This is a genomic window from Acidovorax sp. KPB24-03 (genome assembly GCF_057546605.1).
Genome location: NZ_BAAJYR010000121.1, coordinates 1 through 10,455, shown reverse-complemented (window position 1 = coordinate 10,455; position 10,455 = coordinate 1). Strand labels below are relative to the sequence as shown.

General features: G+C 67.9%; 9 protein-coding genes. 4 read left to right on the top strand and 5 right to left on the bottom strand.

Features of this window, described 5'->3' with window-relative positions; genetic code table 11:
- The 3 genes from AC27KI_RS13885 to xopAU form a co-directional block, all read left to right on the top strand.
- Positions 1 to 1,724 (top strand): bifunctional acetate--CoA ligase family protein/GNAT family N-acetyltransferase (locus AC27KI_RS13885; RefSeq protein ID WP_487114315.1); only part of this gene is annotated, 1,724 nt, incomplete at its 5' end.
- A 347-nt stretch (positions 1,725 to 2,071) separates the two neighbouring features.
- Positions 2,072 to 2,572, top strand: coding sequence for a nuclear transport factor 2 family protein (locus AC27KI_RS13880; RefSeq protein ID WP_487114313.1), 501 nt, complete (start codon positions 2,072 to 2,074; stop codon positions 2,570 to 2,572).
- A gap of 147 nt (positions 2,573 to 2,719) precedes the next feature.
- On the top strand, positions 2,720 to 4,258 hold the full coding sequence (xopAU, locus tag AC27KI_RS13875; RefSeq protein WP_487114311.1) for a XopAU family type III secretion system effector serine/threonine kinase: 1,539 nt from the start codon (positions 2,720 to 2,722) through the stop codon (positions 4,256 to 4,258).
- Positions 4,259 to 4,332: 74 nt separating this feature from the next.
- On the opposite strand, the gene AC27KI_RS13870 is transcribed toward xopAU, so the two are convergent.
- From AC27KI_RS13870 to AC27KI_RS13850, 5 genes are all read right to left on the bottom strand, one after another.
- The gene (locus AC27KI_RS13870) at positions 4,333 to 5,883 is read right to left on the bottom strand and encodes a hypothetical protein (protein WP_487114309.1); all 1,551 of its coding nucleotides are present in this window, start codon (positions 5,881 to 5,883) and stop codon (positions 4,333 to 4,335) included.
- Positions 5,884 to 6,238: 355 nt separating this feature from the next.
- Positions 6,239 to 7,570 (bottom strand): TolC family outer membrane protein, encoded by a 1,332-nt coding sequence (locus tag AC27KI_RS13865; protein ID WP_487114307.1) that lies wholly within the window; start codon positions 7,568 to 7,570, stop codon positions 6,239 to 6,241.
- 72 nt (positions 7,571 to 7,642) lie between these two features.
- A complete protein-coding gene (locus tag AC27KI_RS13860) occupies positions 7,643 to 7,987 on the bottom strand; it encodes a rhodanese-like domain-containing protein (RefSeq protein WP_284428383.1) in 345 nt (114 codons plus the stop codon).
- A 28-nt stretch (positions 7,988 to 8,015) separates the two neighbouring features.
- Entirely contained in the window at positions 8,016 to 8,726 is a 711-nt protein-coding gene (locus AC27KI_RS13855) for a protein-L-isoaspartate O-methyltransferase family protein (RefSeq protein WP_487114305.1), read from the bottom strand.
- 31 nt (positions 8,727 to 8,757) lie between these two features.
- Positions 8,758 to 9,453 (bottom strand): TetR/AcrR family transcriptional regulator, encoded by a 696-nt coding sequence (locus tag AC27KI_RS13850; RefSeq protein WP_487114303.1) that lies wholly within the window; start codon positions 9,451 to 9,453, stop codon positions 8,758 to 8,760.
- 107 nt (positions 9,454 to 9,560) lie between these two features.
- Here AC27KI_RS13850 and msrA point away from each other — a divergent pair, with 107 nt between their 5' ends.
- On the top strand, positions 9,561 to 10,100 hold the full coding sequence (gene msrA, locus AC27KI_RS13845) for a peptide-methionine (S)-S-oxide reductase MsrA (RefSeq protein WP_284428380.1): 540 nt from the start codon (positions 9,561 to 9,563) through the stop codon (positions 10,098 to 10,100).
- Positions 10,101 to 10,455 lie beyond the last annotated feature (355 nt).

The window sequence follows — 10,455 nt, the reverse complement described above, 5'->3', positions numbered from 1 at the left end:
CGGCCTCGGCCGAGGCGCTGGCCCCGCAGCTGCCGCCGCTGGCGTCCCTGGCCGATCTGATCGACGTGTCGGAAGAGGCGGGACCGGAGCATTTTCGGTGTGCGGTGGAGGCGGCCGAGAAGGACCGCCAGATCGACGGCGTGCTGGCCATCTATTCGCCCAAGCCGGGCACCGATGCCGCCGCGGTCGCCACCGCGCTGGCCGAGACCAAGCGCCTGATGGGCAAGCCGCTGCTGGCGTGCTGGATGGGCGATGCCTCGGTGGGCCCGGCGCGCGAGGTGCTGCGCGCGGCCGCCATTCCCAGCTTCCGCACGCCCGAGGCGGCCGTGGGCGCCTTCGGCAATATTGCTTCGTTCTACCAGAACCAGCAGTTGCTGCAGCAGACGCCGCCGCCGCTCACCTCGCTGGCCAAGCCCGACATCGAGGGCGCGCGGCTGATGATCGAAAGCGTGCTGGCTGAGCGCCGGCACGTGCTGACCGAGATGGAGTCCAAGACGCTGCTGGCTGCGTTCAACGTGCCGGTCACCAAGACGCTGCTGGCGCGCAGCGCGCACGAGGCGATGATGATCGCCACGCAGCTGGGCTTTCCGGTGGCGCTCAAGATCGATTCGCCCGATGTGAGCCACAAGTCCGACGTAGGCGGCGTGGCGCTCGACATCCACACCGGGGCGGCGGCGCGCGATGCCTATACCGACATGGTCCAGCGCGTGGCCCGCCTGCAGCCGGGCGCGCGCATCCAGGGTGTGACTGTGCAGAAGATGGCGCGCGCCCGGCGCGGGCGCGAGATCTGCATCGGCCTGGTGACGGACGACCCGTTCGGCCCGGTGATCACCTTCGGCGCGGGCGGCACGATGATCGAGCTGATCGACGACCGCGCCATGGAACTGCCGCCGCTCAACCAGTTCCTGGCGCGCCGGCTCATCGAGCGCTCGCGCGTGGCCGAAACGCTGGGCGAGTGGCGCGGCGCCAGCGCGGCCAACCGCGAGGCGCTGGAGCAGGTGCTGCTGCGCGTGTCCGAAATGGTGTGCGCGCTGCCGCAATTGCGCGAGATGGACATCAATCCGCTGATCGTGGACGAGCAGGGCGCCGTCGCCGTGGACGCCCGCATCGTGGTCGGCCACGCCGCGCAGTCCATGGGCGGGCGCAGCGAGCATTACAGCCACCTGTCCATCCTGCCGTACCCAGCGCGCTACGAGCAGGTGTGGCCCCTGCGCGGCGGTGGCGAATACCTGGTGCGCCCGGTGCGGCCCGACGACGCGCAGATGCTGCAAAAGCTGGTCAAGGAACTGTCACCCGAGAGCCGGTACTTTCGCTTCATCTCGCAGATCGCCGAGCTGCCGGCCTCGATGCTGGCGCGCTTCACGCTCATCGACTACGACCGCGAGATGGCGCTGGTGGCGGTGTACCGCGAACGCAGCGCGGGCGAGGACGGCGAGATCATCGGCACCGAGCGCATCGTGGGCGTGTCGCGCTACGTGACCAACCCCGACCAGTCCAGCTGCGAGTTCGCGCTGGTGGTGGCCGACGACTTCAACGGCCGCGGCCTGGGATCGCGCCTGATGCTCAGCATCATGGACGTGGCCCGCGACCGCGGACTGTCCGAGGTCGACGGGCTGGTCCTGGCCAACAATCCCAGCATGCTCAAGCTGATGCGGCGCCTGGGCTTCGAGGTGAAGGCATACCCGGACGATCCGGATTTCAAGCTGGTGACGCACCAGCTTTGAGGCGCGCCGGCAGCGCCAGCGTGCCTCTCCGCATCACAGGGCCGGACAGGGCCGGACAGGGCCGCGCTGGCCCGCACGCCGCCCGTCCCGCCCCGCGTTCTGGTGGTTCTGCCGGCCCCAGGCGATCAGGACCGGCATGGGCTGCAGAAACGAATGTCCCAACGGCGTGACCGCATCGTCGACCCGGGAATCAGCGCTTTCAGCGCACTGAAGCGCAAGGTACCGCCGGCTCCCTGCTTGTTCCGCAAGAGCGGACCGGCGAACATCGCAGCACCCGGGCAGCACCCGGTGCTTTGCGATTGGCCCATGGCCCGTCCCTTCTCGCAACCCGTTACCCCAACCGATCCATGAAAAAACAGCTCACCCACCTTCTGCTGGCGCTAGCCGCCTCCCTGCCGCTGGCCGCCGTGGCGCAGGTGCCCGTTCAGCCCGCGGCCGACCAGGCGCCGTTGCTGGCAAGCGCGGACCCGGCACTGCGCGCCAACAAGCGGTTGGTCTACGACTTCTGGCGCGAGGTGTTCGAGGCCGGGCAAGTGGCCCAGGCCGAGAAATACGTGGCCGAGTCATATATCCAGCACAACCCGAACGTGCCCACCGGCCGCTCGGCCATGGTGGGTTTCATCCAGCGACGGAACCCCACGCCGAAGCCCGTGGAGGATCGCATCAAGGCGCCGCTGGTCTCGATCGTCGCCGAACGCGACATGGTCATCCTGAGTTTCGTGCGCGAGTACGCCGAGCCGAAGGACCCGACGCGCCAGTACACCACCACCTGGTTCGACATGTTCCGGATCGAGAACGGCAAGATCACCGAGCACTGGGACGGCGCGGTGAAGCCGTCAAACCCCTGAGAGGCGGCAGCAGGGGGCAGGGGCCCGACCGTCGGCGCACCCGCTGGGTCCGGGAGATGCGTTCGCCATGCAGCGCATCGGTTCGCGCCGGCGCGGATGGCACCGGCCTGTCTGGGTTGTAGTCAAGGCCCCTGCCGCATCCCCTCCATGATCTCTCATCCGCTCTCTGCAAACCCCCAACGCAGTGCGGCGGAGAGCCGAGAATCCGACAGCCAGGCGACCCCGCCCCCCGCCAACCTGGGCACTCCTGCCTCTGAGGCCAGCCACCCGTCGCTCCTGCTGGAGCGGAGGCGGCGGACACTGGGCGAGCGGGCCAGCGAAGGACTGCGGTTCAATGCGCAGCTTCCGGCGCTGGGCGACCGCATGGCCGGGTGGTTCAGTCCCCGCTCCTTGCCGGGGGTCGGCAGCCCGTTGTCGACGCCCCGGTCCAGCCCGGGCGCGAGGGCGTTCTCCAGCCCGCCTTCGATCCTCACGGCCCTCCTGGACCCGCCCACGCCGGTGGCGCGGCACCGGGCGTCCGATTCCTGGAATGCTGCCCTGGCCCTGGGCCAGGAGAGACGGCTCCAGAGCGTGATGCGCTCGACCAGCCCTGGCGTGGTGCTCAGCCCGCGCCTGGTGCGCAAGCTCAGCCAGCAGTGCAGCGCGCCGGACCTGGTGGAAAGACTCGCGGCGATGAAACCGGGCGCGGCGGACATCGGCAACGGCTTCACCGCCGTCGCGCTGGAGCCTTCCGGCGACGGCACTTCCCATGCCGCACAGGGCCTGCGGCGACTGGGCTCAGGCGCCGCGGGCACGGCCTACGCGGTGCGGCTGTCCGAGAACTTCTGGCGCGATGGCAGGGATTGCGGGCGGGATTTCGTGTTCAAGGCCATGCTGAGCACCGATCCTGCCAACCCTGTCTCCCGCACGCTGTACGACACGCTGGGGGAGGGCGCGGACCCGACCGATGCCATCGGGCAGGAAAAGGCCAAGATCCACAAGGAATACCAGGTGGCGGCGGCGCTCGGCGACACCGCCCAGGTCATGCGGGTCTATGGCCTGGTCCAGATCGGCAGCCTGTTCGGGATCCTGGCGGAGAAGATCGAAGGCCCCAAGGTCAGCCAGGTGATCGACTTGTCCCGCCAGGCGCTGAACCAGGGGAACATCAAGCCGCTGGAGTACCTGGCCCTGGCCTGGGAGATGGTGGCCGACGTGCTCATCGGCGCCTCGCGTTTCGCCGACGAGGGGGTGGTGCACCAGGACATTTCGCACAACAACGTGCTCTACGACGAGCGCCAGAAGATGTTCCGGCTGATCGACATGGGCCTGGGGGTCGAGAAGGGCGAGCCCCTGCGCATGGGCACCTGGGGATACGTCGAAATGCGTGCCTCGGCCAGCCACCACAAGCGCGACGTCTACAGCGTGGCCCAGTTGCTCGTGCATTTCCTGAAATCGCCGGACTTCCCCATGGGCCTGGTCGGCATCAGCAGCGCGTCTTCGGTAGAGACCTTTCCGTTCATGGATGCGTTGAGGATTTTGCCGGTAAAAAGCAAGGAGGACATCGTGCAGTTCTTCAACCGTATGGTCAACAGGCGGCTGGACGAGCGCGCCAGTGCAGAAGAACTGCTGCGTGCCCCGTTTTTCAGCGAACTGCCGCCACGAGACGAGGTCCATGCCATCTATCAGCGATCGAAGCGCGCGGCTTGAAAGCACACTGCCGAAAGCATTTCGGAAGATTCACTGCGCCAACGTGGGCCCGATACGGGATGGGATGGCCCCGGTCATGGCACTGTGGTACACCGGCGGCGGCTGGCCAACTGGCTGCCTGCCCGCCATGTCTGCAATTGCTCCGGCACCCCGTGCAGACGCTGGCTGCAGTACACGTCCAGCCAGCTTAGATGCGAATCGGAGGCAAAGATGGCCACCCCTTCCTCGCGCTGCAGCAGGCTGACGAAACCGCGTCCGGCCTGGTCCTCCTGCCGAGCGACGGTATCGGGAACCAAGGTGAACGCACCCAGCGAATACAACCGGTATCGCTCACGCACGGCGGCAGTGCTGAACGGCGGGTAGACCGCCTCGAACGGGAAGGCGGCGCCCCAGACCACAATCGATCCCGACGGCAGCGAATCCAGTTCTCTGCGCGCCTGTTCGTCCTTGTGCTGCAAGGCTTGCCACAAGCCGACGGCCATCCAGGCGCCCACCATAGCAGCCACCATCACCGTGGCGAAGACGACGGGGCGCCGTCGATGGCGCCTACCACCGTTGAAGAGCAACGGCGCGACGGTCAGCAGGGCCATCAGCGGCACATACACGCGCAGGACGCCAGGCCGGCCGAGCAGCCCCATCATGAACACGGCAGCGATGCACAGCAACCAAGTCGCGGCCACCTTGCGATTCGGCAGCAGCAAGCCGAGCAAGGACGCTGCGGCCAGCGAGACCCGAAGATCCGGCTGCCACAGCGCGCGAACCCCTTCCCAGCCCGAGGCCGGCGCGTCGGTGCGCAGTGCCAAAAAGCCGACATCGGCCAGCATCGCCTTCAAGGCCATGGGATCGGCAAGGCGCGGGTCGGAGAAGAACCAGTTGCCTACCAAGGCCAGGTCGTTGGCCGTGTAGCCGTGCCGGTCCAGGATCTCGGGACGGGTGATGAGATGTTGTCCGGCGCCGAAATCGGTGAATGCCGCCCGCACCAGGTTCAGGTCGTTGAAATCCTTCCACTCCGGCGCCCTGTAGGCCTGCCAGTCCAGCCATGCGGCAGCCAGCAGGGCCAGGGCGAGCACGGCGAAAGCCCAGCGTGGCGCGTGGCCTCGTGCCAGCGCACGCCAGGGCAACAGGGGCAGGGCGACCAGCATGACCAGCATGCATTCATGGCTGCGCACCATGGCGCTGAGAAACAGCAGGCCGACGCTCAGCCACAGCACCGGCATCTGTCTCGCCTGGGCGAAAACGTTCAAGCAGATGACGGCGGCAACCGCCATCAAGCCCGCGTTGACCGTGAACTGGGGGAGCAGCAACGGCCGGACCAGCAGGAAAACGACCACGCTTCCCCCCAGCAACCAGCCGTGTCCGAGGCTCCGCAGGCCGTAAAGCACAGCCGTGCCGACCGCAACGAGAACCGCGAACGTTGCCACCACATAGCCGCTGATGCCGCCCAGCGAAGGGATGAGGCGCACGATGTGGCCCCAGACCACATTGGAAAAAATCAGGTTCGGCGAGCCGCTGGCGGCCATGCCGTAGCCGTGCGCCACCATCGCCATGCCGACGTCGTCATTGGTCTCCCAGCGTGGGGGATGGCTGGCGCACAGTGCCAGCATCGCCAGGGACACGGCCAGCAACGCGCCCAGCCACCAGCGGTGTGCGACGGGGAGCGGCTCAGCCACGGGATTCATTCGGCACGCACCAAGGTGTCCGTGGTGTGCCGGACAGCTGATCGCCCGGTGAACGCAGATGCAGACCTTTCAAACGCCGGGGATGCACCCATGGTACGTTCCGCCAGGCACGTTCTTGATGCGCAGCGCGGCCGGTGCCACAGCACGCGGCGTTGGGTCGAAGCAGAAAAGTCATATTTTCTCAATGGTGGGCGCGGCACCGCTGATGCCTTCAAACGCCAGTGTCCCAGGCTCGGCAGCTGCCTTTCAACAGTCGCAATCGCAGGATGCAGACGGTGGACGGGCCAAGGGCCGGCAGCCCTCAGCGCACCGTCAGCGCATCGATGGCCAGCAGATCGTCCTGCGATAGCGTGCCCGCCGCCTGGCGCAGCTTGAGCGTGCCCAGCAGCACGTTGTAGCGGGCCTGGGCGAGGTCACGCTTGGTCTGGTAGAGCTGGCTTTGGGAGTTGAGCACGTCGATGTTGATGCGCACGCCGACCTGGTAGCCCAGCTGGTTGGCCTCCAGCGCGCTCTGGCTGGAGGCCTCGGCCGCCTCCAGGGCGCGTACCTGGCCCTGGCCGGACTGCACGCCGTAGAACGCGGCGCGCGTGGCCTGCGCCACGGTGCGGCGGGTATTGTCCAGGTCGGCCAGCGCCTTGTCTTCGAGCGACAGGGTTTCCTTCACGCGGTTCTGCACGGCAAAGCCTGCGAACAGCGGCAGCGTGAGCTGCACGCCCACGGTGGTGTTGTTGGTGCGGGAGTTGACGTTGGGAATCGTCGGCGTTCCCTTGGGGGTGCGCGAGACGCTGTAGCCGGCCTGCAGGTCCACGGTGGGCAGGTGGCCGGTTTCGGCCTTCTTCGTCTCCAGGCGGGCCACGTCGAGCGCGATGGCGGCCTGGCGCACCTGCGGCTGCAGCTCTTCGGCCGAGCGCACCCAGGTGCCCACGTCGGCAGGGGCGACCTCGGGCAACCGCACGGGCTGGGCCAGCGGTTGCGGCGCCACGCCGGGGCGGCCCACCACCTGATCGAGCGCCAGCTGCTTCACACGCAGGTCGTTGTCGGCGGCGATCTCCTGGGCGACGACCAGATCGAAGCGCGCCTGCGCCTCGCGCGAATCGGTCACGGTGGAGGTGCCCACCTCGAAGTTGCGCTTGGCCGATGCCAGTTGCTCGGCCACGGCGGTTTTCTGGGCCTGCACGAAGGTGAGGGTGTCGCGCGCGGCCAGCACGTCGAAATACGCCTGGCTGACCCGCACGATGAGGTCCTGGGCCACGCCTTCGAGCTGGGCCTGTGCGATGTCGATGCCGCGCTGGCCCTGCTCGAAGGTGATGCGATTGGCCGGGCGGAACAGCGGCTGCGAGGCGGTCAGGCCCACGCTCTGGCTGGGGGCGCTCAGGTCCACCGGCGGGCGGTTGACTTCCGTCTTGGCGTAGTTGGCCCCGGCGGAGAGGCCGGCGCTGGGCAGCAGCCCGGCCCGGGCCTGCTCAGCGCGGCTGCCGGCGGCGTCGTACTGCGCCTTGGCGGCCTGGAAGGGCGCGTCATAGCCGCGCGCCATCTCCACCAGTTGGGACAGGCTCTGGGCCTGCGCGCCGAAACTGGCGAGCGCAGCGGCCACGGCCAGGGACAAGGGAATGCACCGAAGCAAGGTCGTCATGAACGTCTTTCAGGAAAAGGAAGGCGTGGCGCCCCACGCTGCCGGGCCCGATGCCGCAGCCACGGGGATCGATCAGTACCGGGGGACCGCCGCGTCGCGCTCGTGCGACCAGGCATCGATGCCGCCGCTGATGTTGGCCACGCGGTCGAAGCCCTGCTGGTCGAGGTAGTTCGCCACGCGCAGGCTGCGCACGCCGTGGTGGCACAGGCAGGCGGTGGGGCGATCGCGGTCCAGTTCGGCCAGGCGCGTGGGCAGCTCGCCCATCGGGATGGCGGCCACATCGAACCCGTCCTCGGCGGCGACGCTCGCGGTCTGCAGCTCCCACGGCTCGCGCACGTCCAGCACCAGCGGGCGGGCACCGACGGGGGTGGCGGCGAGCCACTCGGTGAGCTGGGCGGGGCGGACGTGGTCGATCATGCGGATTCCTGAGAAAGACGAAAAGGGATCAGAAGGTGAAGCGCGATGGCTCGGGGAAGTGCAGCAGGCGCGGGGCGATGGTGTCCCACGGCTGCGTGGTCTCGAAACGGTCGCCGGTGCGGCGGACGATGGTGGCGCGCATCATCGGCTCCTGGCCGACGACGGCGGCGAGCCGGCCGCCTTCGCTCAATTGGGACAGCAGGGCCTGCGGCACCTCGCTCACCGAGCCGCTGAGCACGATCACGTCGAAGGGGCCTTGCGCCGCCGCGCCCTGGGCACCGTCGGCCTGGCGCACTTCGGCGTTCAGCACGCCGGCGCTGCGCAGGTTCTCACGGGCGAATTCGACCAGGTCGGGCTCGATCTCCAGCGCCAGCACCTGCGCGGCCCGGTGGGCCAGCAGGGCCGCCATGTAGCCCGAGCCGGCGCCGATCTCCAGCACCCGGTCGGTCGGCTTGACCTGCAGGTCCTGCAGCAGGCGGGCTTCCACGCGCGGGGCCAGCATGCACTGGCCCAGGCGCTGGGCCAGCTCATTGGAGGCATTGAGGGGGATCTCCATGTCCATGAACGCCATGCTGCGGTAGGCGGGCGGCACGAATTCCTCGCGGCGCACCACGGACAGCAGGTCCAGCACGTCGGTGTCCAGCACGTTCCACGGGCGGATCTGCTGCTCGATCATGTTGTAGCGGGCCTGCAGGATGGGATCGCTGATGTTGGCGGACGTGTTCAGGGGCATGTTCATGGGGTTACTCCGGGCGGGATCGTGGATCGGGTCAACCCTCGATTTTAGGGGCCGCGGGCGGCGCGGCCATCGGCACGGAGAGCCCGCACAGGAGGTTGTCCACCTGCGCGGCGATGAAGCGCTCGGGAGAGAGCCGCTCCAGGTCGGGCATGCAGGCCGTGGAGTGCTTCCACATCGTCATGAAGATGAGCGGCGCCAGCACGATGTGGATGCCGCAATCCATGTCGGGCACGCGGAACTCGCCCCGGTCCACGCCGCGCTGCAGTATGCGGCCGATGAGCCGCTGGCCGGGCTCGACCACTTCGCTGCGGTAGAACGCCACGATGTCGGGAAAGTTGTTGGATTCGCCGAGCATCAGCTTGGTGATGCCGGAGGCGGGTGTGGCGCCGATGCGTTCCCACCACAGCTGGTAGGCGTAGCGCAGCAGTTCGGCGGTGCTGTGGGGGTACTGGTCGATCTCCAGGTCCCACTCGGGGAAATGGCGGCCGATGCTCTGGCGCACGACTTCCTTGAAAAGGTCTTCCTTGCTCGGGAAGTACAGGAACAGCGTGCCCTTGGACACCCCGGCGCGGGCCGCGACCTCGTCCACCTTGGTGGCGGCGTAGCCCTTCTCGACGAAGAGTTCCAGCGCGGCGTCCAGCAGTTCGCCCGGCCGTGCCTCCTTGCGGCGCTCGCGCTTGGAGGCCTCGGTGGACGGCGGGGGGGCGGGGGAGGGAGACGAATTCATAATTAATGACTGACTGGTTAGTAATGTAGCAATCCCGCAGAGCAGCGTCAACGCGGCAGGACTTCCATAATGGCCCGATCGCCACTTCTTGCCTGTAAGACCATCCCATGACACTGCAAACCATCACCCTGGGCGGCGGCTGCTTCTGGTGCACCGAAGCCGTGTTCGACCGCGTTCGCGGCGTGACCGACGTGGAGAGCGGCTACGCCAACGGCCGCGCGCCCAACCCCACGTACGAGGACGTCTGCACCGGCACCACCGGCCATGCCGAGGTGGTGCGGCTGACCTTCGACCCCGCGGTGATCGCGCTGCGCGACCTGCTGGAGATCTTCTTCGCCACGCACGACCCCACCACGCTGAACCGCCAGGGCAACGACGTGGGCACGCAGTACCGCAGCGGCATCTACACCGAAAACCCCGAGCACCAGGCCGAAGCCGAGGCGATGGTGCGGCAGATGTCGCAGGACAAGCTCTTCGGCGCCCCGATCGTGACCGAGGTGGTGCCGCTCAAAGGCTACTGGCCGGCCGAGGATTACCACCAGGACTACTTTCTGAACCATCCCGGCCAGGGCTACTGCGCCTTCGTGGTGGGCCCCAAGGTGGAGAAATTCCGCAAGACGTTCACGCGTTTCCTGAAGCCGGACTGAGCCGGCGGCGCCCCGGTGGCCTGCGGTCGCGCGCCACCGATTCGACCGAAAATTACGTAATTCATCGGCAAAATCCTTCGATTTTGTCTAGACTTGCGCCCTGTCAAAACAAGCACTCAGGCGGAGGTCGAACCGTGTCGGCAGGTGCAGAGAATGAACCCCGGTGGCTGGACTATTGGCGGAAGAACATGGAGGCGCTCGGGATTCCCGTGCCCGCCACCGCGTTCCCGAATGACGCGTTGATCGTGGGCACCATCAAGACCCTGGTGGACGCCGCCCGGGTGCATGGGCCGCGGGTGACGGTGGGCGAGCTGATCGTCGCCGGCACGCTGCCCGAGCGGCTGGCCATGCTGGG